General features: G+C 69.0%; 26 protein-coding genes. 4 read left to right on the plus strand and 22 right to left on the minus strand.

Going from position 1 to position 24271, the window contains the following annotated elements:
- Positions 1-6 precede the first annotated feature (6 nt).
- Complete coding sequence (locus ODI_RS04215; protein ID WP_067752627.1) at positions 7-369, plus strand: I78 family peptidase inhibitor; 363 nt, start codon at positions 7-9, stop codon at positions 367-369.
- Here ODI_RS04215 and ODI_RS04220 read toward each other — a convergent pair.
- The 6 genes from ODI_RS04220 to ODI_RS04245 all read right to left on the minus strand — a co-directional run bounded on the left by ODI_RS04220 (position 347) and on the right by ODI_RS04245 (position 6925).
- Positions 347-1852: an efflux transporter outer membrane subunit gene (locus ODI_RS04220; protein ID WP_067752629.1), complete on the minus strand. Its 1506-nt coding sequence runs from the start codon at positions 1850-1852 to the stop codon at positions 347-349. The genes ODI_RS04215 and ODI_RS04220 overlap by 23 nt on opposite strands.
- A complete protein-coding gene (locus ODI_RS04225; protein WP_067752632.1) occupies positions 1849-2757 on the minus strand; it encodes an HlyD family efflux transporter periplasmic adaptor subunit in 909 nt (302 codons plus the stop codon). Before ODI_RS04225 ends, ODI_RS04220 begins: the two co-directional genes overlap by 4 nt.
- Positions 2754-2972: a DUF1656 domain-containing protein gene (locus ODI_RS04230; protein ID WP_067752634.1), complete on the minus strand. Its 219-nt coding sequence runs from the start codon at positions 2970-2972 to the stop codon at positions 2754-2756. Before ODI_RS04230 ends, ODI_RS04225 begins: the two co-directional genes overlap by 4 nt.
- Positions 2969-5029, minus strand: coding sequence for an FUSC family protein (locus ODI_RS04235; RefSeq protein WP_067752637.1), 2061 nt, complete (start codon positions 5027-5029; stop codon positions 2969-2971). Before ODI_RS04235 ends, ODI_RS04230 begins: the two co-directional genes overlap by 4 nt.
- Positions 5026-5508, minus strand: a complete 483-nt coding sequence (locus tag ODI_RS04240) for a MarR family winged helix-turn-helix transcriptional regulator (protein ID WP_067752639.1) — start codon at positions 5506-5508, stop codon at positions 5026-5028. Before ODI_RS04240 ends, ODI_RS04235 begins: the two co-directional genes overlap by 4 nt.
- A gap of 85 nt (positions 5509-5593) precedes the next feature.
- Entirely contained in the window at positions 5594-6925 is a 1332-nt protein-coding gene (locus ODI_RS04245) for an MFS transporter (protein WP_197707136.1), read from the minus strand.
- A gap of 54 nt (positions 6926-6979) precedes the next feature.
- On the opposite strand from ODI_RS04245, the gene ODI_RS04250 reads away from it, so the two are divergent.
- Positions 6980-7885 (plus strand): LysR family transcriptional regulator, encoded by a 906-nt coding sequence (locus ODI_RS04250; RefSeq protein WP_067752640.1) that lies wholly within the window; start codon positions 6980-6982, stop codon positions 7883-7885.
- Here the strand turns inward: ODI_RS04250 and ODI_RS04255 are convergent.
- Together ODI_RS04255 and ODI_RS04260 are read right to left on the minus strand one after the other, a co-directional pair.
- Complete coding sequence (locus ODI_RS04255; protein ID WP_067752641.1) at positions 7882-8223, minus strand: thioredoxin family protein; 342 nt, start codon at positions 8221-8223, stop codon at positions 7882-7884. The two genes, ODI_RS04250 and ODI_RS04255, sit on opposite strands and share 4 nt — an antisense overlap.
- Positions 8224-8278: 55 nt before the next feature.
- Positions 8279-8914: a CDP-alcohol phosphatidyltransferase family protein gene (locus ODI_RS04260; protein WP_067752643.1), complete on the minus strand. Its 636-nt coding sequence runs from the start codon at positions 8912-8914 to the stop codon at positions 8279-8281.
- Between the two features lie 111 nt (positions 8915-9025).
- Between ODI_RS04260 and ODI_RS04265 the strand changes: the two genes are divergently transcribed.
- On the plus strand, positions 9026-9718 hold the full coding sequence (locus ODI_RS04265) for an SDR family NAD(P)-dependent oxidoreductase (RefSeq protein ID WP_067752646.1): 693 nt from the start codon (positions 9026-9028) through the stop codon (positions 9716-9718).
- Positions 9719-9766: 48 nt separating this feature from the next.
- Here ODI_RS04265 and murI read toward each other — a convergent pair whose 3' ends face one another.
- From murI to ODI_RS04280, 3 genes are read right to left on the minus strand one after another with little or no spacing between them, the layout of a single operon-like run.
- A complete protein-coding gene (gene murI / locus ODI_RS04270; RefSeq protein ID WP_067752649.1) occupies positions 9767-10582 on the minus strand; it encodes a glutamate racemase in 816 nt (271 codons plus the stop codon).
- 39 nt (positions 10583-10621) lie between these two features.
- Positions 10622-11101 (minus strand): lysozyme inhibitor LprI family protein, encoded by a 480-nt coding sequence (locus tag ODI_RS04275; protein WP_067752652.1) that lies wholly within the window; start codon positions 11099-11101, stop codon positions 10622-10624.
- Complete coding sequence (locus tag ODI_RS04280; protein WP_082985272.1) at positions 11098-11676, minus strand: Lcl C-terminal domain-containing protein; 579 nt, start codon at positions 11674-11676, stop codon at positions 11098-11100. The genes ODI_RS04275 and ODI_RS04280 overlap by 4 nt, the downstream gene beginning before the upstream one ends.
- A gap of 41 nt (positions 11677-11717) precedes the next feature.
- On the opposite strand from ODI_RS04280, the gene ODI_RS04285 reads away from it, so the two are divergent.
- Positions 11718-12092, plus strand: a complete 375-nt coding sequence (locus ODI_RS04285; protein ID WP_067752655.1) for an MAPEG family protein — start codon at positions 11718-11720, stop codon at positions 12090-12092.
- A 64-nt stretch (positions 12093-12156) separates the two neighbouring features.
- Here the strand turns inward: ODI_RS04285 and ODI_RS04290 are convergent, their stop codons facing one another.
- The 11 genes from ODI_RS04290 to ODI_RS04340 form a co-directional block, all read right to left on the minus strand.
- Complete coding sequence (locus tag ODI_RS04290; RefSeq protein ID WP_067752658.1) at positions 12157-12804, minus strand: carbonic anhydrase; 648 nt, start codon at positions 12802-12804, stop codon at positions 12157-12159.
- A gap of 105 nt (positions 12805-12909) precedes the next feature.
- On the minus strand, positions 12910-13620 hold the full coding sequence (locus tag ODI_RS04295; RefSeq protein WP_067752661.1) for an ABC transporter ATP-binding protein: 711 nt from the start codon (positions 13618-13620) through the stop codon (positions 12910-12912).
- 61 nt (positions 13621-13681) lie between these two features.
- The gene (locus ODI_RS04300) at positions 13682-14470 is read right to left on the minus strand and encodes an ABC transporter ATP-binding protein (protein ID WP_067752664.1); all 789 of its coding nucleotides are present in this window, start codon (positions 14468-14470) and stop codon (positions 13682-13684) included.
- Positions 14463-15329 carry a branched-chain amino acid ABC transporter permease gene (locus ODI_RS04305; RefSeq protein ID WP_067752667.1) on the minus strand — a complete coding sequence of 289 codons (867 nt, stop codon included), beginning with the start codon at positions 15327-15329 and terminating at the stop codon, positions 14463-14465. The genes ODI_RS04300 and ODI_RS04305 overlap by 8 nt, the downstream gene beginning before the upstream one ends.
- Before the next feature lie 5 nt (positions 15330-15334).
- On the minus strand, positions 15335-16216 hold the full coding sequence (locus ODI_RS04310) for a branched-chain amino acid ABC transporter permease (protein WP_067752669.1): 882 nt from the start codon (positions 16214-16216) through the stop codon (positions 15335-15337).
- A gap of 104 nt (positions 16217-16320) precedes the next feature.
- A complete protein-coding gene (locus ODI_RS04315) occupies positions 16321-17475 on the minus strand; it encodes an ABC transporter substrate-binding protein (RefSeq protein WP_067752672.1) in 1155 nt (384 codons plus the stop codon).
- A gap of 138 nt (positions 17476-17613) precedes the next feature.
- The gene (locus ODI_RS04320) at positions 17614-18234 is read right to left on the minus strand and encodes a tRNA-uridine aminocarboxypropyltransferase (protein WP_074046791.1); all 621 of its coding nucleotides are present in this window, start codon (positions 18232-18234) and stop codon (positions 17614-17616) included.
- Positions 18218-19297: a hybrid sensor histidine kinase/response regulator gene (locus tag ODI_RS04325; protein WP_067752675.1), complete on the minus strand. Its 1080-nt coding sequence runs from the start codon at positions 19295-19297 to the stop codon at positions 18218-18220. Before ODI_RS04325 ends, ODI_RS04320 begins: the two co-directional genes overlap by 17 nt.
- Entirely contained in the window at positions 19294-19938 is a 645-nt protein-coding gene (locus ODI_RS04330; protein WP_067752679.1) for a chemotaxis protein CheB, read from the minus strand. The genes ODI_RS04325 and ODI_RS04330 overlap by 4 nt, the downstream gene beginning before the upstream one ends.
- The gene (locus ODI_RS04335; protein ID WP_067752681.1) at positions 19935-20750 is read right to left on the minus strand and encodes a CheR family methyltransferase; all 816 of its coding nucleotides are present in this window, start codon (positions 20748-20750) and stop codon (positions 19935-19937) included. Before ODI_RS04335 ends, ODI_RS04330 begins: the two co-directional genes overlap by 4 nt.
- Positions 20751-20818: 68 nt before the next feature.
- Positions 20819-23923 carry a response regulator gene (locus ODI_RS04340; RefSeq protein ID WP_067752804.1) on the minus strand — a complete coding sequence of 1035 codons (3105 nt, stop codon included), beginning with the start codon at positions 23921-23923 and terminating at the stop codon, positions 20819-20821.
- Positions 23924-24271 lie beyond the last annotated feature (348 nt).

A 24271-nucleotide genomic window follows, 5' to 3' on the forward strand; every position in this document is an offset into this window, starting at 1 on the left:
ACCATCATGTTTCACGTCCGTTCCGGGTTGACCCCGGTCGCGCTGCTGGTGTCCGCCGGCATCCTTGCCGGTTGCGCAGGCCGTTCCGATGTCTCGCGTCCCGCCGCCGCCGAGCCGGCACCCAGTGGCAGCGCCGCCGCCACGACCCCGCCGCCGGCGGCGGGTGGCGAATGCAATGCCGATACCGTGCAGGATGCGCTGGGCAAGACGATCAGCGACAGCCTGGCCGCCACCCTGCGCGAACGCAGCGGCTCGGCCACGGGCCGTACCCTGCGGCCGGGTCAGGTCGTCACGATGGAGTACAACCCGCAGCGCCTGAACATCCTGGTGGACGACGCGGGCGTCATCACAGCGATCCGCTGCGGTTGACGCCAGGGCCAGGCAAGGCTGCCGCGGCGGTCTTGCCTGCCTGCCCGGACGCGCTGTCTTCCCAGCCGCCACCCAGCGCCAGGAACACCCCGATCTCGGCGGCGCTGCGCTGCACCTGGGCGTCCGCCAGGGCGCTTTCCGTGGCAGCCAGCGTGCGGTCCGCATCCAGCGCCTGCAAGGCATCGATCTTGCCGTGTCCGAACAGCGTGCGCGCCTGCGTGGCGGCCAGCTTCGCAGCATCGCGTGCCTCGGCCAGCGCCGCCACGCGGTCGCGCTGGCGGGCATACCGGGTCAGCGCGCTCTCGGTTTCCTTCAAGGCGTCCAGCACCGTCTGGTCGAATGCCGCCAGTGCGCCTTGCGCGCCTGCCTCGGCCTGCGCGATGCGTGCCTGCGCCGCGCCGGTGTTGGGAATCGTCCAGGAAATCAGCGGCCCCGCGCTCAGGCTGAAAGTGCCGCGTTCCCCGATGAGGGAGGCGGGACCGGCCGAGCCCGCCGACAGGCCCAGCGAGATGCGGGGATAAAGATCCGCGGTGGCCACGCCGATGCGCGCGGTCGCGCCGGCCAGCGTGCGCTCGGCCCGGCGGATGTCGGGACGCCGGCGCAGCAGGCTGGCGCCATCGCCCACCGGCAGCGCCTGGGCCAGCCGCGGCGGGGTGGCGCACTCGGCCAGGGCGGCAGGCATCTCGGCCGGCGCCTTGCCGCGCAAGGCCGCCAGTTGATAAAGCGCGATGCGTTGCCGCGCCAGCAGCGGCGGGAGGGCGGCCTTCAGTTGCGCGGCCTGGCTGCGGGCGCGGCTGACATCCAGCGCGGTGCCGCGGCCCGCGCGCGCCAGCTGTTCGACCATGTCCAGCGCGTCCTGCTGCAAGGCGAGCGAGCGGCGTGCCGAGGCCAGTTGCAGACCCGCGCCGCACAACTGCGCGTAGGCATCGGCGGTGTGGGCGGCCACGGCCACGCGCGTGGCGTCGTAGGCGGCCTGCGCGGCTTGCGCATCATCCTGGGCCGCTTCGATGGCGCGCTGGATCTGTCCATGCAGGTCCAGCTGGTACGACACGCTGATGCCGCCCGAATAGCGCCAGCGATTCGCTGGCCGCGCGCCCGGTTGCAGCACCTGCACGCCTGACGGATGGCCATAGGTGGGAGAGGCGTTCACGCCGACCTGCGCCGATTGCTGCGCGCCCGCCTCATCCACCACGGCCTGCGCGCGCGCCAGGTTGGCCGCGGCCTGCCGCAGGCTGGCGTTGCGCGCTAGCGCGTCCTCGACCAGGGCGTCCAGGCGCGGATCGTCATACAGATGCCACCAGCGGCCGGGCGGCTCCTCGCGGCGGAAGCTCGCTTCCTGCGCGCCCAGGAACGCCGCCTGGGCGGCGGGCTGGCGCACGGCGGCATTGTCCGGCACGGCATGGTCCGGGCCCAGCGCGCCGCAGCCAGCCATTGCAAGCGTGAGCAGGCTCACCGCGCCCAGGCGTGCGACGCGCGCGTTCATGATGCGCTCCCCTTGCCGGCAGGCCGAGCCGAGCCATCGACCGCCACGGTCGCCGTCTGTCCGGCCACCAGCCGGACGCCCTCGGGCACGTCGTCGATGCGCACGCGCACCGGAATGCGCTGCGCCAGCCGTACCCAGTTGAAGGTGGGGTTCACGTTGGGCAGCAGGTTGGCGCCCGTGCTGCGCTCGCGTTCGGCGATGCCCAGGGCCACGCTTTCGACGTGGCCGCGCAGGGCGCGCGAGTCGCCCATCAGCGTGACGGTGACAGGATCGCCTTCATGGATGCGGGTGAGCTTGGTCTCCTCGAAATAGCCTTCCACATAGAAGGATTGCGCATCGATCAGGGCCAGCACCGGCTTGCCGGCGGTGGCATAGGCGCCCACGCGCAAGTCCAGGTTGGTGACGCGGCCATCGCTGACCGCCACGATCCTGCTGCGTTTCAGGTCCAGCGCGGCGGCATCGCGCCGCACGATTGCCTGCGCCAGCGCGGCTTCGGCCTGGGCCAGCCGGGACTGGCTCTGTTCGCGCGCCTCGGCGGCCACCAGCGTGCCAAGCGCGCGATCACGGCGGGCATCGCGGCGAGCCTGGTCGCGTGCGGCTGCCTGCGCGCGCACCTGCGCAGCGGCCTGGTCATGGGCCAGTTGATAGCGCGCGCCGTCGATCTCGAACAGCACGTCGCCCGCGCGCACATCCTGGTTGTCGTGCACGGGCACGGCGGCGACCAGGCCCGAGACATCGGGGGCGACCTGCACCACGTAGGCCTTCACGCGGCCATCGCGCGTCCAGGGTTCGACTTCATAGCGCACCCACAGGCGCCAGCCCGCGATCACCGCGGCGGTCACGGCAATCGCGGTGACCGCGTAGCGGCCCAGGGCGGCGGGGCGCAAGGCATAGGGGAGTTTCATGACGTGCTCGACAGGATGAGGGGTGAGACCTGCGCGGCGGCATACAGCAGCACGACGAACAGCGCGAGGTCGAAGAGGGCGGGATGCCAGACGTGGCGATAGAAACCCGCGCGCGCCAGCACGCGGCGCAGCAGCTTTGCGCACAGCAGGGTGGCGAAGGCCAGCACCAGCAGCCAGGGCAGGTAGACGCCGTACAGGTTGAATTCGCCGATCATGGCGTGGTCTCCAGGGCGGCGGACTCGGGGCCTTGGCCGTGCCGGTATGCCGGCGCGTCCGGATACAGCCCGCGCCGGATGCCCACCAGCGCCACGGCGGCACGGAGGCGGCCGGGAATGCTGCCCGTGCTGGCGCCCACCGCGGCCAATGCGCGGTCGATGTCGGGCAGCAGGCGCGGATGGCGCGCCAGGCTGCGCGCCGACGAGCGGTCGCCGAAGTGGCGCGCCAGCGTGGCCAGCACGGGCGCAAGCGCCGCGCGCGTCATGGGCAGCTGGCGGCGCGCACGTTGCAGCGTGACGATCTCCCGGCCGATGCGCAGGTCGCGCAAGGCGTCGTCGGGCCGCACCGTGAAGGCCAGGCGCGGCAGCAGCAGTCCCACGCGATCCAGCATGCGCAGCGCATAGCCGTGGCCCGTCGGCGCATCGGCGGCGGCGGCCAGCGTGGACAGCTCGCGCCAGTTGGCGCCCTGCAGGCGGCGCGCGGCCCAGTCGGCGCTGACGGTGCGGATGAGGGAGGCGACCAGCGCAGCCAGGCCCACGCCCGCCACCTGGGCCATCGTGATGTCCAGGTAGGACACCAGGTCCGAGGTGTTGGTATCCTGCAGCGCCAGGCTGCCCAGCACGCCGAAGAGCAGCGGCATGGCCTTGCCGAAGTGCTGCGGCCGCGCGATCAGCACGCCCAGCACGAAGAGCGTGGGAAAAAGCGCAAGCGCCAGCATCTCGAACGAATGCAGCGCGGGCAGGATGCCCAGCAGGTACAGCGCCGAGAGCGGCACGGAATAAAGCGTGTAGCGCAGGAAGCCCATGATGCTGGGGGTGGGGTTGTCCTGCGCGGCAAAGAAGCTGCTGAAGATGGCGGCCATGGTGGCGGCGGTGGCGCCGTTGGTCCACGCCGTGCCGATCCAGAAGACGCAGCAGGCCACGATGGCGATGACCGCGGCCATGCCCGACAGCAAGGCCAGGCCGTGATCGCGGTGCAGGCCCTGGTTCGCGCCGGGACCGCGCCGCGTGTGCCGCGTGGGCAGCCCCGCCAGGCCTGCCTGGATGCGGCGGCGCAGGCGCAGGCTGTCGGCATAGCCGTCCACCAGGTTGTGCAGGCGTGCCAGCAGGCTGGTCAGCAGCAGATCGCGCCAGGCGCTGCGGCTGTCCACGGCCGGCATCTGCTGGCGCAGCCTGGCGCGCAAGGCGATGGCGCGTTCAGGATCGGCGTGCGTGCCTTGCGCCACCCAGGTCTCGATATCGGCCAGCAGGGCCGCCACGGGCGCGGGCAGCGGCGTGCCGTCGGCGCGCAGGGCGGCCAAGCGGTCTTCCACGGCCGAGACCACGGGCGTCAGCGCCGCCAGGCTGTCCTGCATGCGGTGCAGCGCGCGGCTCGTCCAGCGGATGTTGCCGGTGTCGTAGGGCACGTGCATGGACATCACGCGCAACTGCGTCAGGTCGCTGGCGAAGGTGCGGCGCGCCTTGTCGCGGTCGGCGGGCGCGCGCGCGGCCAGGGTGTCGGTGATCCAGGTACCGGCGTCGCGGATGATCGCGTCCAGCCTGTCCATGACGGCGGGCGCGATGCCGCGCGGCAGCACCAGGCTGTGCACCAGCGCCGCGCAGACGATGCCCAGGCTGATCTCCTCGACGCGGGCCAGGCCCACGTCGAAGACCGTGAACGGATCGCTGACGCTGGGAAAGCCCACCAGCGCGGCGGTGTAGCCGGCCAGCATGAAAAGATAGGAGCGCGGCGTGCGGTCCAGCAGCGACACGTACAGGCACAGCCCCACCCAGCCCGCCATCGCCAGCACGGTCAACTCGGGCGAATGCGACAGGCGCGGGATCAGGAATATCGTGGCGGCCGACCCCGCGAAGGTGCCGCACAGGCGGTAGAAGGCGCGCGAGCGCACCGCGCCGGACCAAGGCTGGGCGACGATATAGGCGGTCATCATGGCCCAGAACGGGCGGGGCAGTCCCATGGCATAGGCCAGGTACAGCGCCAGGGTGGCGCTGCCGAAGCACTTCAGCGAGAAGACGGCTTCGTCGCGGGTGGGCAGCAAGGCAAGGGGCGAGGTCATCGCGCGCCCTCCGAGTTGCCTCCCCGCAGGCTGGTGGTGACGCGCGCGAACACCTTCAGGCACACGGCCAGGTCGGCTTCGGCGATGCCGGCGAATACCTGGCGGCGGAAGTCGGCCAGCAGCGTTTCGACCTGCTTGCGCAATGCCTCGCCGGCGGGCGTCAGGTGCAGCGTCTTGGCGCGCCGGTCGTTGGCGTCTTCGCGCCGCTGCAGGTAGCCGGCAGCCTCCAGGTGGTCCAGCACGCGCACCAGCGTCGGGCCTTCCACGCCCAGTTCCTCCGCCAGGGCGCCCTGGCGCACGCCATCGCCCAGGCGGCCCATCAGGTAGATGGGCCAGGCGGTGGCCTGCGACAGGCCCAGCTCGGCCAGTTGGCGGTCCGCCGCGTTGCGGTAGCGGCGGGCCGTGCGGGTCAGGCTCATGGTCATGTCCATGAGGCAGGTGTCGCTGGCGGCGGGGGGAGGCGTGCGTGGGCGTGTCATCGGAATGCTTAGCAAGTAATTAATTAGCTTGCTAAGTATATGGACGGACGCTTGACAGGCGCCTGAACGGTGGCGCGTCAGGGGCTCAGTGTCGTGTGCTGGCGGCCTGCAGCGGCGTCAGCCGCGCCAGCCTTGCCGCCACCGCGAGCCCTGCCGCCAGGATCAGCCCGATGAAGCCGACCACGCCTTCCCAGCCGCCCCATTGCCACATCAGGCCGCCCAGCGTGCCCGCCACGCTGGAGCCCAGGTAGTAGCTGGCGAGGTACAGCGAGGAGGCTTGGCCGCGCGCATGCAGGGCGCGCCGGCCCACCCAGCTGCTGGCCACGGAGTGCGCGCCGAAGAAGCCGAAGGTGAAGATCAGCACGCCGGGCAGGACCAGCCACAGCGTTTCTGCTAGCGTCAGCAGCAGGCCGGCGCCCATCACCACCATGACCATCCAGAAGACCCGGCGGCGGCCCAGCAGGTCGGCCAGGGCGCCGACGCGCGCGGAGCTGTAGATGCCGGCCAGATAGACGACCGACACCAGGCCGACCACGGCCTGGCTCAGCGCGTACGGCGCTTCCAGCAGGTGGTAGCCGATGTAGTTGAAAAGCGTCACGAAGGCGCCCATCAGCAGGAAGCCTTCCAGGAACAGCCAGGGCAGGCCAGGGTCGCGGAAGTGCAGCGCGAAATTGGCGTAGAGATCGCGCGGGCGCAGCGAACTCGGCTCGAAATGGCGCGAAGGCGGCAGGCGGCGCGCGAACAGCGTGGCCGCCGCCAGCGCGATCACGCCCAGCACCAGCAGCACGACCCGCCACGACACGAAATCGATCATCACGCCGGAAATCAGGCGTCCGCTCATGCCGCCCATCGCGTTGCCGCTGATGTACAGGCCCATGGCATAGCCCATGTGGGCGGGGTCGATCTCTTCGGCCAGGTAGGTCATGCCCACCGCCGCCAGGCCCGACAGCGACAGGCCCACCAGCAACCGCATGGCCAGCAGGCCTTCCCAGTTGGGCATCAGCGCGCCCGCCAGCGTACAGACGGCGGCGGTGAAGAGCGCCACCACCATGATGGGCTTGCGGCCCACGGCGTCCGAGATCGGGCCGGTGATGAGCAGGCCCAGCGCCATGGGGCCGGTGGCGATGGACAGCACCAGGCTGCTTTGCGCCGCGCTCAGGCCGAAGGACTGCGAGAAGCCCGGCATCATGGGCTGCACGCAATACAGCAGCGCGAAGGTGGCGAAGCCGCCGCAGAACAGGGCCAGCATGGCGTGCACGAAGGCACGCGTGTTTTTCTGGAGATAGGGGCTGTCCGAGGTTCCGGACGGGGGGCGGGCAGGAGAGGGAACGGCGTTCACGGCAGGCGGGAAGAGGGGCGGCGCGGCGACGGCGCGCGGCAGGACTTCACGATACGCCTCGGGGAACGATATTTCCAATATATTGTTCGACAGGAATGATTCGTAAAAAATATCAATAGCGCAGGGCACCTCATGGAACTCCGGCATCTCCGCTACTTCGTCGCCGTGGCCGAACACCTGCATTTCGGCAGGGCCGCCGAACAGCTGGGCATCTCCCAGCCGCCGCTCAGCCAGCAGATCCAGGCGCTGGAGCAGGCGCTGGGCGTGCGCCTGCTGGAGCGCACCAACCGCAAGGTGGCGCTGACCGAACCCGGCAGGCTGTTCCTGGACGAGGCCCGCCAGGCCCTGGCCCAGGTGGAGCGCGCGGTCACCGTCGCCCGCCGCGCGCAGCGGGGCGAGCTCGGGCAACTGCGCGTGGGCTTCACCTCGTCCTCGCCCTTCGTGCCCAATATCGCGCGTACGCTGTTCGCGTTCCGGCAGTCCCACCCGGACGTCCACCTGGACCTGCAGGAAATGAGCAGCCGCCAGCAGGCCGATGCCTTGCTGGCCCGAAGCCTGCAGGTGGGGCTGATCCGGCCCATCGTGTTGCCCGACGCCTTGCAAGCCCTGGCGCTGCAACGCGAGCCGCTGGTGGCGGCCCTGCGCGCCGACCATCCCCTGGCGAGCCGGCATCCCGACAGCCTGCCGCTGGCTGCGCTGGCTGGCGAGCCCTTCGTGTTCTTCCCGCGCAGCTTCGGCACAGGGCTTTATGACCAGCTGCTGACGCTCGCGCGCCGCGCGGGCTTCACGCCGAACATCGTGCAGGAGGCCAGCGAGACCCTCATCATCATCGGGCTCGTGGCGGCGGGCATGGGGGTGACGGTGCTGCCGGAGACCTATCGGCGCACGCGCATGGAAGGGGTGACGTACCGGCGCCTCGAAGACGAAGGCGCGACCTCGGCGATGTGGCTGGTGACGCGGCGCGACGAAACCTCTGCCCTGGTCGCGGCGTTTCGCGGCCTCATGGCGGAGGCGACCGCCGCGCGCGAGCCGTCTTAGGGCAGTTCGGCGGGATAGCCGTCCAGCGCCAGCGCCACCTGGCGCGAAATGTCCCAGTGCGCCAGCGAGGCCTGCACCGCGCCGTAGTACACGCCATCGCGGATCACGAACATGGCCGGCAGGTGGAACACTTCATAGCGCGCCACCAGGCCGCCGCTGCGGCCGGCGTCGACCCACGCGATGCGGTCCACGTTCAGGTTCATGTCCGGCAACGCCTCGCGCGCCTGCCGGCAATTGGGACAGCCCTGGCTCGTGAAAACCAGCAGCGTCAGGCCGCGCGCATCCAGCAGCGCGCGGTCGGCGGTGCCATCGTCCAGGTCCAGGGTGTCGGTGCTCATGCGTGGGGCTTGCGGGGGAGGGGGGGGCGGCGCCCGGCCGGGCGCGCGTGAAAGCTTACAGCTTGGGGATGCGCAGCGTCTTGCTGACCATGAGCGAGCCGGACACCACGAAAAGCAGCGCCAGTGGATGCAGTTGCCAGGGCCCGATGGTCCAGACGCCGCCCGGCAGGGCGGGGCCCAGCTTGCCGGCCCAGCAGGCCCAGGCCAGCACGCCGGTCAACACCACGCTGGTGGGGATGGGCGTGCCCTCGAAATAGCGCACCTTGGCGCCGCCTTCGGACAATGTCTCGGCGGTGATGTTGAAACGCGCCAGGCGGCTGACGCCGCAGCAGACGAAATAGATCAGCGCGACCAGGTCCCAGCCGCCTTGCATGCCCGCCGCGTAACCCAGGGCGGCGGGCGCCACGCCGAACGAGATCACGTCGGCCAGGGAGTCCAGCTCGCGGCCGAAGGCCGAGTGCTTCTGCCGCCAACGCGCCACGTGGCCGTCCAGCACGTCGAAGGCGAAGGCGGCGGGCGCCATGGCCGCGGCCCACAGGAAGATGTCCGGGGACTGCTGCGCCATGTAGCGCATGGCCAGGAACACACCCACCATGCCGCAGGCGGCATTGCCCAGCGTGAAGAAATCGGCGAGATGGAACTCGCGGATCATCGAGAAATGCCGGCGCGGGGGACGGGTGGGGTCGGTCATGTCGGGTTCCTCGTGTCGCAAACCCCTCCACTGTAGCGCCTCACGGGCCTGCGCGTCGCGCCGCCCGGGCGGCGTGTGACAATGGACGGCGGAACATACCGGGAGTCCTCCATGCATATCCTCATTGCCGGCGCCTCGCGCGGCATCGGCCTGGCGTTGGCCGACCGCTACCTGGCGCAAGGCCATCATGTCCTGGCGCTGGCCCGCCAACCCGAGCAATCCGAAGGCCTGGCCGCGCTCGCGCGCCGCTATCCCGGCACGCTGCGCACGCTGGCGGCCGACATCACCGACCGCGACGTGGCCGAGCGCTTGCTGGCGGTGCAGGGCGATGCCTTGCTGGACCGCGTCATCGTCAACGCAGGCATTTCGCAGCCCAAGCTCGACAGCCTCTACGACCTGAGCGACGCCGACGCCGCGCGCCTGTTCGTGACCAATGCGGTCGCGCCGCTGCGCCTGGCGCGCAGCCTTGCGCCGCGCGTCGTGAAGGGCGGCGCCGTGGCCTTCCTGAGCTCGCAGATGGGCAGCGTCGAGCTGGCGCTGTCGGCCCGCATCCCCCTGTATGGCGCCAGCAAGGCCGCGCTGAACAGCCTGATGCGCAACTGGTGGGCCGAGGAAGACAAGGCATTGCCGTTCGCCTTGCTGGCCCTGCACCCCGGCTGGGTGCGCACCGACATGGGCGGCAGCGGCGCCGACCTTTCCGTGGACGAAAGCGCGGATGGCCTGGTCACGACCATCGAGCATCATGCGCAGGCGGGGTCGGACTGCGTGTTCGTGGATTACCGGAACGAGACGCTGGCCTGGTAAGCGTCTCGCCGTGGCGGGCCGCCGCGGCAGGCCCGCGCGGCGTGTCGTTCAGCAGTAGTCGGCGGGCAAGGCGCCAACGGGAAACGCCTGGCCCAGCAAGGCCCGCGCGTGCGCGCGCAACGGCGCCGGGTCGCCGCTGGCCAGCAGCACGCAGCGTCCGATGCCGCTTGGCCGCAGCGTGCCTTGCTCGGCCAGCCGCCGTTGCAGCTGGCGCGCAAATGCCGCGCCGGTTTCCAGGATCGGCAGGTCGGGCCCCACGCGGCGCCGCAGCGCCGCCTGCAGGAAGGGAAAGTGCGTGCAGCCCAGCACCAGCACGTCGGCGCTCTGCGCCAGCAGCGGCGTCAGGGCCCGGTCCACGCTGGCCTGTACGGCGGGCGTATCCAGTTCGCCGCGCTCCACCAGCGTGACCCATTCCGGGCAGGGCTGCATCAGCACCCGCGCGTTCGGCGCCTCGCGCGCCATCAGCGCGGCGAAGCGCGCGCTGGCGAGCGTGCCCGAGGTGGCCAGCACGCCGACCACCCCGCTGCGGGTCAGCGTGGCCGCGGGCTTCACCGCGGGCTCTATGCCGATGATGGGCAGGCCGGGGTGCCGCGCGCGCAACTGCGCGACGGCGGCCGCGGTGGCCGTGTTGCAGGGAATGGCAATGGCCTTGGCCCCGCGCGACACGAAGAAATCCGCCAGGCGGCAGGCCCGCGCCAGGACGTACTGCGGGGTTTTCTCGCCATAGGGCACGTGCGCCGTGTCGGCCACGTAAAGCAGCCGCTCGCGCGGCAACAGCCGCTGGATGTCGGCCAGCACGCTGAAACCGCCCACCCCGGAATCGTAGATGCCGATGGGAGCGTGCGGGAGGAAAGGCGGGCGCATGGTTGCCGTGAGCAGGAGACGCGGGAGTTCAGGGGCGCATTATCGCCCAGGGCCTGCGTTTGTGGCGGGCGCCGTCGCAGGTTCCCGGCTGGCCTGCCTTGCGTCCAGGCGCTGTGCGATGGCGAGCAGGTCCTCGAGTTGCAGCGCGCGTGCCTGAGCGAGTTCGGCCCTGCACGTCAGGTCCGCGACCTCCGCCCAGGAGATACGCCACGCCGGGTTGTCCCGGCCGGCGATGGCCACGACGAGCGCGCAGTGGCTGGTCTGATAGGACTGCCACTGCGCCTGCGCAGCGGCCAGCCCTTCGACCTCCTCGCGGGACAGGCGGGCCTGCAAGGCCTGGTGGGCGCCGGACAACCGTGCGTGCTGGGTCTCCTGATCCAGGCTGGCGCATTGCTGCGCGGCGACCAGGCTGTCGTCCACGCCATCGGCGCAACCCGGCGAGTCAGGTTGCGCCGCGCAGGCCATGCCCCCAGCCAATGCCAGCCAGGCCATCGCGCTTGCGAGCGCGGCATGCTTCATTGCCCAGCTCCCCCGCGCACGAGGCGCACCGCCAGCGGAAAACCCAGTGTGTGGGCATCCACCCGGCCATCCGCGAAATCGACGTAGTAGTGCATGCGCATGGGAACGGGCAGGTCGGCGGGCGTGTCGCTCCAATAGGGAATGCCGTCGCCGAGGTCCGCCAGTCCCGGGAAAACGGCCGCATCCAGCGTCGGCGCGGGACAGCCGGGCGCCGTCACCAGGGTCAGGAGTTCCTGCGCGGTGGGCAGGCGCCACCCCTGGCCCGCGCTTGCGGCAGCCTTGCCTGCGTCGGGCAGGCTCAACAGTGCCGGTACGCCTTGGCATTGCCCGCTGGCGGTCACGGTCGTGCCCATGCTGCAGCGCTGCCATTCAAGCCCGGTTGCGCGATCGGCGACCTGCGCCCCCTGGATGCGGTATCGGTCGGGCTGGGCAGGTGGGCACTGTGCCTGCGCAAGGGCTGTGCAGGCGGCCAGGACAAGGGCGGGAGGGAGGCGGCGCGGGATTATGGGCATGGAAAAAAAGCGGCTAGCGTAGCAAAACTGGAAACTGGCGGTTGCCGGTCTTCCTGGCTGCATAATGGGCACTTCCGGATCGCGCGCGTTGCGCAGGAGATGTCATGATCACGATCGCCTGGCTGATGCTGGCCGCCGCCTTGTTGCCCCCGGTCAGCGCGCTGATCGCCAAGGTGGGCGGCAAGGGGTTCAACAACAATGCGCCGCGTGAGTGGCTGGCCAAGCAGCAGGGGTGGCGCGCGCGTGCGCATGCGGCGCAGAACAACGCCTTCGAGGCGCTGCCGTTCTTCTATGCCGCGGTGCTGTTCGCCCTCGTCAGGCAGGTGGATCCCGCCTATCTCGACGGCCTGGTGGGAATCTGGCTGGCCTTGCGCGTGGCCTACCTGGGCCTGTATATCGCCGGCCAGGGCCTGTTGCGCTCGCTGTGCTGGGCGGCCGCGCTGGCGGTCAATGCCATCATCCTGTTCGCGGGACTCTAGGCCCGGACAGGCGGGGCGGTGCGAGCGGGCCGGGGCAGTGCGCCGCGGCCCGTGACGGGACCGATCAGCCCGGCTGTTCCACGCAGGGCTTGAAGTCGTCGCTTTCGTGGTCGAGGATGAACAGCAGCCCCGTCGCCACGCCGAAATACGTGCCGTGCAGCTGCAACTCACCGGCTTCCACGCGGCGGCGCACGCCGGGGAAGGTCATCAGGTTCCGCAGGCTGAGCTTGACCGTGGCCAGCTCCAGCTTGCGCAGGTTGGCGATGTGGTCGTCGCCCAGCTCACCCAGCGCGTCGGCCGCCGGCTGGATCTGCGACATCCACTTGCCGATGAAGTCGCTGTCCGACAGCGGCTTGCCGTCTTCATAGAACGCCTTCACGCCGCCGCAGGAGGCATGGCCCAGCACGACGATGTGCTTGACCTTCAGGCCGCTGTTGGCGAACTCGATGGCCGCGCTGACGCCGTGATAGGACCCGGTGCCCGGCTCATAGGGCGGCACCAGGTTGGCCACGTTGCGCACCACGAACAGTTCGCCGGGGCCGGCGTCGAAGATGACCTCGGGCGAGACGCGCGAATCGCAACAGCCGATGATCAGGATCTCGGGGTTCTGGCCTTTCTCGGCCAGGTCGCGGTATCGCTGGCGCTCGCTGTTGAAGCGGCCTTCCAGGAAGTTGCGGTAGCCCTCGTTGAGTCGTTGAGGGAAAACTTTCACGGGGTCGACTCCTTCTGTCTGCTTGCGGCCGGGGCAGGCGGCCGGCGGGACTGCGGCCCCGCCGGATGGCGGGGCAGGGATGGCGCGGCGCGTGGCGGCTGGGGCTCAGGCGCCCAGGTAGGCTTCCAGCACGCGGGGATGGTTCAGCAGTTCTCGGCCGGTGCCGGTCAGCGCCATGGCGCCGTTTTCCAGCACATAGCCGTGCTGCGCGATCTTCAGCGCCTGGCGCACGTTCTGCTCGACCAGGAACAGCGTGATGCCGTCGCCGTTGATCGTGCGCAGCGAGCGGAAGATGTCCTGCACCACGATGGGGGCCAGGCCCATCGACGGCTCGTCCAGCAGCAGCAGGCGCGGCTTGGCCATCAGCGCGCGGCCGATCGCCAGCATCTGCTGCTCGCCGCCCGACAGGTTGCCCGCCAGGCCATCGATGCGCTCCTTGATGCGGGGGAACAGGTGGAAGACGTATTCCAGGTCCTGCGCGGCGTTCTTCATGCCGCGGCGGTAGGCGCCCAGTTCCAGGTTCTCCAGCACGGTCATCGTGGTCAGGATGGCCCGGCCCTCGGGCACCTGCACGATGCCGCGGGCCACCAGGTCGCTGGGCGACAGGCGGCTCACGTCTTCGCCCGCGAAGCGCACGGTGCCGCGCACTTTCGGGATCAGGCCCGAGAGGGCCAGCAGCGTGGTCGACTTGCCGGCGCCGTTGGCACCGACCAGGGCGGTGATTTCCTTGTCCTTCAGGTCGAAGTCGATGCCGCGCACCGCCTCGATGTGGCCGTAGTTGATCTCCAGCCCGCGGACTTCCAGCAGTGCGCTCATTGGGTTTTACCTCCGCCCTGGCGGGCTCCGGATTTCGCGCCTTCGGGCGGCCGTGCGGCGCTCATTGGGTGACTCCTTCAGCGCTCGGCTCGTCGTCGTCCTCGCGGCCCAGGTAGGCCTCGATGACCTGTTCGTTGTTGCGGATCTCGTCGGGACGGCCGCAGGCGATGATCTTGCCGAAGTTCAGCACGGCGATGCGTTCGCACAGGCCCATGACGAAGCGCATGTCGTGCTCGATCATGAGAATGGTGTAGCCGCGGTCGCGGATGGCGGTGATCTCGCGCATCAGCTCGGCGCGCTCGCCGGTGTTCATGCCGGCCACGGGCTCGTCCAGCAGCAGCAGGCGCGGCTCGGTGGCCAGCGCGCGCGCCAGCTCCAGGCGGCGCTGCTCGCCGTAGGACAGGTTGTCGGCCAGGTCGTGCGCCTTGTGGTCCAGCTTCATCCACGACAGCAGCTCCAGGGCGCGCGTGCGCGCCTGGGCCTCGTGCTTGCGGTAGCCCGGCAGGCCCAGCAGCAGGCCGCCGAAACCGTAGTGCATGTGGCGATAGGCGCCGACGACCACGTTTTCCAGCAGCGTCATCTCCTTGAAGAGACGGATGTTCTGGAAGGTGCGGGCAATGCCCAGGCGGGTGATCTCGTGCGGCTTCTTCTGCAGCAGGCTCTGGCCATCGAACTGGATGGTGCCGCCGGACGGGGCGAGCAGGCCGGTGATCAGGTTGAACACCGTGGTCTTGCCCGCGCCGTTCGGGCCGATCAGGCCGAAGATGGCGCCTTGCGGCACCGACACGTTGACGTCATGCAGCACATGCAGGCCGCCGAAATTCTTGGAAATGGCGCCCAGTTCAAGCATGGCGGCGTCCCTCCTTGCGGAACCAGCGCTTCATGCGCGCGGGGTCCCAGATACCTTGCGGCAGGAAAAGAACGATCAGCACCAGGATGAGACCGTTCACGACCAGCCGGAAGTCGTTGAAGCCACGCAGCAGCTCGGGCAGCATGGTGATGATGGTGGCGCCCAGGATCGGGCCGGCCAGGCTGTTGATCCCGCCCAGGATGGCCATGGTCAGGATTTCCACGCCGCGGTCGAAGCCGAATTCCTGCGGGCCGATGAAGAAGGTCAGGTGCGCGTTCAGGGCGCCCGCCAGGCCGGCGATGACCGCGCCGCCCACGAAGGCGAGGGTCTTGGCCGAGCGGACGTTGATGCCCATGAGGCCGGCAGCCGTCTCGTCGCCGCGGATGGCGTCGAAGGAACGGCCCACCTTCGAGGCGCGCACGCGCCACAGCACGAACACCACGATGACCACGGCCAGCAGCACGTGCCACCATTGGGTGACCTGCGGGATGCCATTCAGGCCCAGCGCGCCGCCGGTCAGCGATTCCGTGTTGAGCACCGTGATGCGCACCACTTCGCCGAAACCCAGCGTGGCCATCGCAAGGTATACCCCCGACAGCCGCAAGGTGGGCAGCGCGATGATGGCGGCCACCAGGGCAGGCGCGGCCATGCCGCCGGCCAGCGCCACCGGGAAGGACACGCCGTAGTTCATCGTCAGGATGGAGGCCGTGTAGGCGCCGATGCCCATGAAGGCGGCGTTGGCCATGGCCAGCATGCCGCAGGACAGCGTCAGCCAGATCGACAGCGCCAGGAGGGAGTTGGTGCCCAGGCTGAGCACCAGGTTGCCGTAGATGGCCCAGAAATTCTCGAATCCGCTCATTGCCGTTATGCCTTGCGTTGCACGATCTTGCCGAACAGGCCCTGCGGACGAATCAGCAGGATCAGGAACAGCAGGCCGAAAGCCACGGCGTCGCGCATGGTCGAGCCGATGTAGACGACCGACAGCACCTCGGCGAAGCCCAGGAAGAGGCCGCCGATCATGGCGCCGCGGATGTCGCCCATGCCGCCCAGGATGATGACCGCGATGCCCTTGTGCAGCATCGGCTGGCCCATCAGGGGGAACAGCGCATTGGAGTACAGGCCGATCAGCACGCCGGCGATGCCGCCCAGGGCGGCTGCCGCGAACGAGGTCACCAGGAACAGGCGCTCGACGTTGATGCCCAGCAGCCAGGCGGCCTTGGGCGATTCGGCGATGGCGCGCAGCGCGCGGCCGAACTGCGTGCGGCGCATGACGATCATCAGGATCGCCATCAGCACGAACGAGGCCAGGATGATGCCCAGTTCGATGGCGGTCACGTGCAGGTCGCCGATCTGGATCGACTCCTCGGGCACGGTGCCGTGCGGGAAGCGCAGGTTGCTGGCGCCGAAGATGCCCTGCACGGTGTTGTTCAGGATGATGCCCACGCCGATGGTGGCGATCATGGGGATCAGGTGGGGGGCGTTGCGGCGGCGCAGGGGCTTGAGCACCAGGAAGTCGATCAGCGCGCCCACGACGCCGGCGGCCAGCATGGCGGCGATCAGGCCGGCCCACAGCGGCAGGTTCAGCGCGGTGATGACGGTCAGCGCGGCATACGCGCCCACCATGAACACGGCCCCGTGGGCAAGGTTGATCACGCCGAGCACGCCGAAGACCAGCGTGAAGCCCAGCGCGAACAGGGCATACACGCTGCCCAGCGAGAGCGCGTTGATGAGTTGTTGTTCAAGCATGATGAGGGGTTTTCCAAATCAAAACGCCTTGCGGACGACGCACACGCGTCGTCCGCAAGGCGCACCCGCGCTTAGCGGTTGGGTAGAGCCTTACTGACTGTCGATCACTTCTCGATCACGTACTTGCCATCCTTCGTCACGCTGACGATCGGCGCCTGGTCGGCGTCGTAGCCTGCGGGTTTTCCGGCACGGTCGGTAGCCTGGCGGAACTTGAAGGGGCCGGTTGCGCCGGTCCATTGGACTGCGGGCAGGGCATCGCGCAGCGCGATGCGATCGGCGGGCAGGTTGCCGGTGATCTGGGTGTTCTTCAGCGCCTGGGTCACGATGTACAGGGCATCGTAGGCCTGGGCGGCGAACTGATCGGGCGCAACATTGTACTTGGCCTTGTAGGCTTCGATGAACTTGGCGTTTTCAGCAGCCTTGTTCTCGATGGACCAGGGGCTGCCGATCCACAGGTTGTTGGAGTTGCCGCCGGGGGCCAGGTCGAAGATCTTGACCGAGTTCATGCCGTTGCCGCCGATGACCGGCACGTTCAGGCCGACCTGGCGGGCCTGCACCATGGCGGGCGCGCCTTCGGCGATCAGCGCCGACATCACGAGGGCGTCGGGGTTGGTGCTCTTGATCTTGGTGAGCTGGGCCTTGAAGTCCACGTCGCCCTTGGCGAAGGTCTCGGTCGTGGTGACCGGGATGTTCTGGTCCTTCAGTGCCTTGGCGAAGTTGTCGTAGCCGCTCTTGGTGAAGACGTCGTCGTTGCCATAGAGCACGGCCACGTTCTTCAGGCCGGTCTTGCGCTTGACCATCTCGATGGTGGCGGGCAGCACGTCGGCTTCGGTGACCGAGTTGCGGAAAATGAAGTTGCCGATGGAGGTGATGCCGTCGGCGGTGTTGGACGTGCCGAATGCCACGGTCTTGGCGCCCTGGGCGATCGGGTGGGCAGCCTGGGCCGAGTTCGACAGCGTCGGGCCGAAGACCATCAGGACCTTGTCCTGGAACACCAGCTTGCGGAAGACGTTGATGGCCTCTTCCTTGCGGCCCTGCTCGTCCTCGACCACGAGGCTGATCTTGTTGCCGTTCACGCCGCCAGCGGCGTTCACTTCGGCAGCGGCCAGCTCGAAGCCGTTGCGGATCGAGATGCCGTACTGGGCGGCGCCGCCCGACAGGGCTGCGGCGACGCCGATCTTCAGGTCGGCCGCATGCGCGGCGGGGATGGCGCCAGCGGCGACCAGCGCGGCCAGCAGGGTCTTGAATTTGCTTGTCATGGATGCACCACCCTAATCGTTATGGTCTCTTTCCCGCTCGACGGGAAGCCTGCAATATTACCTTTTTTGTTTCTTCCGGAAACTCGGCGTTAAGCCCGAGTGAGTGGGGGAAACCCCACACTTGGCTGGCCCGCAGGCCTAGTCCTGGCGCGGGCCGAGATGATCCCGGGCATAAATGGCGGGGCCCATGGCGGAAATCTGCCCCTGGACCAGCGCCTCGAAAGGCGCAAGCAGGGCGTCGAAACGCCTGGGCGCCTCCAGCGCGGCCAGGGCGTGGGCGATGGCCTCCACCGTCGACAGCGCGCCCGTATCCGGGGCGCGCCGCACCCTGTACCGGGCAGGCAGGCCGTCTGGCAGCGTCAGCCGGGGCAGGGCAGCCAGGGTGGGGTGGCGTGCCAGCAGGCCGCGCGCCTGACGCCAGGTGCCGTCGGGCACGACCAGCAGGCTGGGCGCGGGAACCGGCCCGTCAGGCGCCAGCACTCTGGCATCCGGGCCGGGAAACAGCAGCATCGCGCCGGGCGTGGCCCACAGCGCCGGGTCGAAATCGGTGCCGGCCAGCAGCGTGGCGCGCGCCAGCCCCAGGGCGGCCAGGCGGGCGGTGTTCAGCGGATGGCGGCTTTCCCGGCTGTCCTGCAGGATCAGCACGGGCGTGCGGTTCTCCAGGCGGGGAATCCGGTCGCACAGGCAATGCGACAGGGGGCGGGCGCAGCGCGCGCAGGTGGCGCGCCGCGCCGGGGCAGCCTCAGCGGGGCAGGACAAGCTCGAACACCGTGCCGGTCTCGGCATCGGAGCGCGCGCTCACTTCGCCGCCATGCGCGTCGATGAAACGCTTCACGATGTACAGGCCCAATCCCAAGCCTTCCCGGCGGGCCTCGTTCAGCCCGGCACGGAAGGGCTCGAATAGGTGGCTCATGCGGTCGGGGGGGATGGCGCCCCGGTTGGCGACCTGCACGACGATGCGCGCCGGATCGGTGCCGTCCACGTCCAGGCGCACGGGCGCGTCGGGCGCGCCGTGCTTGAGCGCATTGCCGACCAGGTTCGAGATGACCTGCGACAGCCGGTCGACGTCGGCGGGACCGCGCACGTTGCCTTGCACCTGGATGTCGACCTGGCGCTCGGGATTGGCGCTGACCAGTTCGTCGACGATGGTGTGGCACAACTGGCCGTAGTCGGTTTCACTGCGGGCCAGCACCAGGCCGTCGGCGCGGATGCGCGCGACGTCCAGCAACTGGCTCACCATGCGGTTCATGCGCGTGGCGGCGGCTTCGATGCGCTGCGCCACGGATTGCACCGACCCATCTTCCGAGACACGCTGCAGCAGCACCGCGCCGCTGACCACGGCCGACAAGGGGTTGCGCAGGTCATGGCCCAGCACGGCCGTGAAGAGGTCGTTCATGTGCAGCGCCTGCTGCAGCGCCTCCAGCTGGGTGGCCAACTGCTGGCGCTGGGTGTGGAGCTCGACGAAGACGTTGACCTTGCTGAGCAGGACGTGGCGGTCGATGGGTTTGTACAGGAAGTCCACGGCGCCGGCTTCGTAACCGCGGAAGCTGGTCTGGGGCTCGCGCGACGCCGCCGTCAGGAAGATGAGCGGCACGTTGCGGGTGCGGTCGCTGCCCCGGATGAGCCCCGCCAGTTCGAAGCCGTCCATGCCGGGCATCTGCACGTCGATCAGAGCCAGGGCCACCTCGTGCGTCAACAGCAGTTCCAGGGCCTCGGTGCCGGACGATGCCTGCAGCACGGTCAGCCCCGGGCGCGCGAGCAGCGCGTCGATGGCGACCAGGTTCTGCGAAATGTCGTCGACAACCAGTACGTTGATATTCATTGTCTCGGAGGGTCAGCTTGGAATGATTGTGGCCTGGCCGGCAGCCTGGACAGGGCTTGCGCCATGTTCCGGACTGTCAGGACGTGGTCGGCGCCCGCTTGCGCCAGCGCGGCGGCAGGCATGGCCGGCACGCGCGCGTCGTTGGGATCCTGGACCCAGGCGGCGCCGCCCAGCTCGCGGATCGCCGCCAATCCCACGGCCCCGTCCGCGCTTGCCCCGGTCAGGATGATACCGAGGACTTGCTTGCCATAGGCGGCGGCCGCCGATTCGAACAGGAGATCGATCGACGGGCGGGAATGGTTGACCGGCTCGTCGCAGGACAGCGAGAAGCTATGGTCGGGCTCGACGAGCATGTGATACGCAGGGGCCGCGACATAGACGCAACCGGCCAGCACGGGCTCCTTGTCCTCGACCTCCTTGACCGGCAGCTTGCAGCGCGGCTGGAAGACTTCGGCCAGGCGGCTCGTGTGGCGCGGCGGAATGTGCAGCACCACCGCCACCGCCACCTGGCAGCCGGCGGGCAGGCCGCCCAGCAGCACGCCCAGCGCTTCCACGCCGCCCGCCGACGCGCCCACGCATATCAGTTTGACACCGGCGGGCACGGTGGGCAGCGTGCTGGCGGTCACGTCGCTCGGGCTCATAGGCGCTGGTACACCTTCTGGCCGGAGGGCAGCTCGGTGTAGCTGTCGGACCGCGCGGTGAAGCGCAGGCTTTCCTTCGAGCCCAGCCCCAGGAAGCCGCGGTGCACCAGCGACTCGTCGAAGAGCTGGATGGCGCGGTCCTGCAGCGCGCGGTTGAAATAGATCAGCACGTTGCGGCAGGACACGAAGTGGACTTCCGAGAACACGCTGTCGGTGGCCAGGCTGTGGTCGGCGAACACGATGTGCTTGCGCAGTTCGCGCTGGAACAGGGCGCCGTCGCCGGTGGCCACGTAATAGTCCGACAGCGACTGCTTGCCGCCCGCCTGGCGGTAGTTGATGCTGAACTGCGCGATGCGCTCCAGCGGATAGATGCCGGCCTCGGCCGTCTTCAGCGCCTCGGGGTTGATGTCGGTGGCGTAGATCAGGCTGCGCGACAGCAGGCCTTCCTCCTCCAGCATGATGGCCAGCGACCAGACTTCCTCGCCGGTGCTGCAGCCCGCCACCCAGATCTTGATGGATGGATACGTGTCCAGCACGGGCACGACTTCCTCGCGCAGGGCCAGGAAATAGGCCGGGTCGCGGAACATCTCGCTGACCTGGACCGTGAAGTACTGCAGCATCTGGGCGAACACGGCCGGCTGGTGCAGCACCATATGCTGCAACTGCGACACCGACTCACAGCCGAAATGTTCCACCGCCTGCTTGATGCGCCGGCGCATCGAGGCGATCGAATAGCCGCGGAAATCATGCTGGTAGCGCAGGTACACGCCTTCCAGCAGCAGCTTGAGCTCGATGTCGAAAAGCGTGTTCATGGAAGATTCCGGCACGTATCGGGCTTGGTGTTATCGGGTTCGTGTCTGGGGCCGGGGCAGGGCGTGGCTCACTTGGGCAGCCACACGCGGCACAGCGACACCAGCTTGTCCACGTCGATGGGCTTGGCGATGTAGTCGTTGGCGCCGGCGTCCAGGCAGTTGCGGCGGTCATCGGGCATGGCCTTGGCCGTCAGCGCGATGATGGGCAGGCGTGCCAGCTCGGGACGCTTGCGCAGCGCCCGGGTGGCCGTCAGGCCGTCCATCTCCGGCATCATCAGGTCCATCAGCACCAGGTCCAGGTCGGGGTCCTTCTGCACCAGCTCCAGCGCCTCGCGGCCGTTGCGGGCGATGACGAGCTTCGCGCCCAGCGGCTCCAGCACGCTGGAGAGCGCGAAAATATTGCGCACATCGTCTTCCACCAGCAGGATCCGGCGGTTTTCGAAGGCCTGGTCGCGCTGGCGGGCCTGCTGCAGCAGCTGGCGCTGGTCGGCCGGCAGGGACGATTCCACCCGGTGCAGGAAGAGGGTGACCTCGTCCAGCAGGCGCTCGGGCGATTTCGCGCCCTTGATGATGATGGACTTGGAGTACTGCCGCAGGCGCTGTTCCTCGCTGCGGTCCAGCTGCCTGCCGGTATAGACGATGACCGGCGGGAAGGAATATTTCTGGCCCGAGGCCATCTGCTCCAGCAGCTCGTAGCCGGTGGCATCGGGCAGCATCAGGTCCATGACCATGCAGTCGAAGGTGTGCTCGGCCACGTGCTGCAGCGCCTCGGCGGCGGTGCCCACGGTGGTGATCTCGATATCGTCGGCCTGCAGCAGCAGGCCGATGTTCTCGCGCAGCGTCTCGTCGTCTTCCACCACCAGCACGCGGCGCGCGCGGGCCTGCAGCTTTTCTTCCACGCGGCGGAAGGCCTCGATCAGTTCGTCGCGGGCCACGGGCTTCAGCGCGTAGCCCACGGCACCCAGTTCCAGCGCGGTCTGCACGTGATCGGACACCGACAGCATATGGATGGGCACGTGGCGCGTGGCCGGATCGCGCTTCAACTGTTCAAGGATGCTCAGGCCGGACTGGTCGGGCAGCCCGATGTCCAGCAGGATGCCGTGTGGCGGCGTCTCGCGCGCCAGGCGGATGGCCTCGGCGCCGCTGCTGGCGTGGATGCAGTCGAAGCCCTGTTCGTGGGCGATGTCGTACAGGACGGAGGCGAAGTGCTCGTCGTCTTCCACCACCAGCACCAGCTTGTCGCGCTGGCGGCGCGCCCGGTCGTCTTCGATGGATTGCGTGCGCAGCATCCAGTCCGTGCTGGAGGCGGGGGCGCTGGCCACCTCTTCCGGGCGCGGCGCGGGCGCCTCGGGCATGGGGGGCGGGAGGGGCGCAGGCGTTTCCTCGCGTTCGACCACGGCGCTGCTCAGGTCGGTCGTGACCTCCACGGTGAAGGTGCTGCCCAGGCCCGGCGTGCTTTCCACGCGGATGCTGCCGCCCAGCAGGCGCGCCAGTTCGCGCGAGATCGACAGGCCCAGGCCCGTGCCGCCATAGCGGCGGCTGGTGGTGCCGTCCGCCTGGCGGAAGGCCTCGAAAATGATGTCCTGCTGCGCCGCGGGAATGCCAATGCCGGTGTCGCGTACCGCGAAGGCGAGGCGGCCCCCTTGCGGGGCCGAGACCTCCAGCGTCACGCTGCCCGCGGACGTGAACTTGAAGGCGTTGGACAGCAGGTTCTTCAGCACCTGTTGCAGGCGGCCCTGGTCGGTGACCAGCGTGGCGGGCGTGCCGGGCTGGATGTTGACCACGAACTCCACCTGCTTGGAAGCCGCGATGGGTTCGAACTGCTGGCGTACCGAACCGAGCACGCCGGCCACCGTGGCGGGCTGCGCGTCGATCTCGACGTGGCCGGCCTCGATCTTGGACAGGTCCAGGATGTCGTTGATGAGGGCGAGCAGGTCGTTGTTCGCCTCGTGGATGGTGCGGGCGTATTTGCGCGCCTGCTCCTCGTCCAGTTCCTTGGCGCGGGCCTCCGACAGGATCTGCGACAGGATGAGCGAACTGTTCAGCGGCGTGCGCAGTTCATGCGACATGTTCGCCAGGAACTCGGACTTGTAGCGGTTGGCCCGCGCCAGTTCGCTGGCATTGATCTCCTGGGCGCGCTGGGCATCCAGCAGTTCGCGCTTCTGGCGTTCCAGGCGCTGGGTCTGTTCTTCCAGCTGGACGTTGGTCTGCTCCAGTTCGCTCTGCTGGTTTTCCAGCCGCGCCTGCGATTCGCGCAGCACGCGGCTTTGCTCCTCCAGTTCTTCGTTCGAGACGCGCAGTTCCTCCTGTTGCGCCTGCAGCTCTTCGCTCTGGCGCTGGGTCTGCTCCAGCAGCTCGGCCAGGTGCTGGCGATAGGCCGCGGCGCGCAGGGCGGTGATGAGCAGGCTCGCAATGTGGTCGAGCAGCTCGGTCTTGCGGGTCATGTCGATCTTTTCCCGCATGAATCCGAATTCGACGACTGCCGACGTGCGGCCTTCCGCGCGCAAGGGGACGATCAGCAGCGTGCGCGGCGCGCGCGCGCCCAGGCCGGAGCTCACGCGCAGGTAATCCGCCGGCACGTCCGTCACCAGGACGGGCTTGCCGTGCCGCGCGACCTCCTGGCTCAAGCCCGAACCGTTAGGCAGGGGAAGGCTGCTGTCGTGGCCGTAGCTGCCGGCGGGAAGAAGATTGCCCCGGTCCACCCGATGCAACACCGCGACCTGGGCATCCAGGTAGGCGGCCAGCACCGCCAGCGCGTTGTTGCCCACGTCCTGGACATTCGGCTCGCCGATCACGCTGGCGGCCGCTTCGCTCTCGCCCTTCTGCAGCCACAGCAGGTGGGCAACGCGCTGGCGTTCGATGATGATGTGGCGGATCAGGAACGCGATGCCGAAGACCAGCGCCACGCCGATCAGGCGGTTGGCCACCAGGATGCCCATGGAGACATTGGTCGTGCTGCTCACCAGGCTCAGCATGATGAGCGCCGATGCCACGCCCGCCACGATCAGGGGCAGATTGCGGTTGTTGAGCAGGGCGGTCAGCAGCACCGGCACCAGGTAAAGCACCCACAGGATGACGCCCATCTGCGTGGCGCTTTCCAGCACCAGAATGATGGCGCACAACAGGCCGATGGAGAGATGGATCAGGGAGTTGGTGTTCTGTTGTGCGGGCATGGTGAACGCTTCGGGCAAGCTGCCGATGGCGGCGGGAGGGCCGCGCGGCGGAGCGGGAGGCGCCCGGCCGGGGCGTCCTTCCACGAAGAGAGAAACAGGCAGGATTGAGGCGATGAGGCAAGGCGATGTTACTGCATCCCGCAAGCCATGCGTCCCCCGCTTTTTGGGACCGCCCGGCACAGGCCCTCATCGGGCCGGGAGAGGGGGCTGCGCCCCGAGTCATGCGCTCGCAGATTATTGCATTCGGACATACGGCTTGCCCGACTGCGCGCTCCATAATGGGCACCAACAGGGACGCAGGAAGGGGAGGCCCGCCGGTCGGGCCGCTTTTCAAGACGGAGGAGAACG

This window comes from Orrella dioscoreae (genome assembly GCF_900089455.2).
Classification (GTDB): Bacteria; Pseudomonadota; Gammaproteobacteria; order Burkholderiales; family Burkholderiaceae_B; genus Orrella; species Orrella dioscoreae.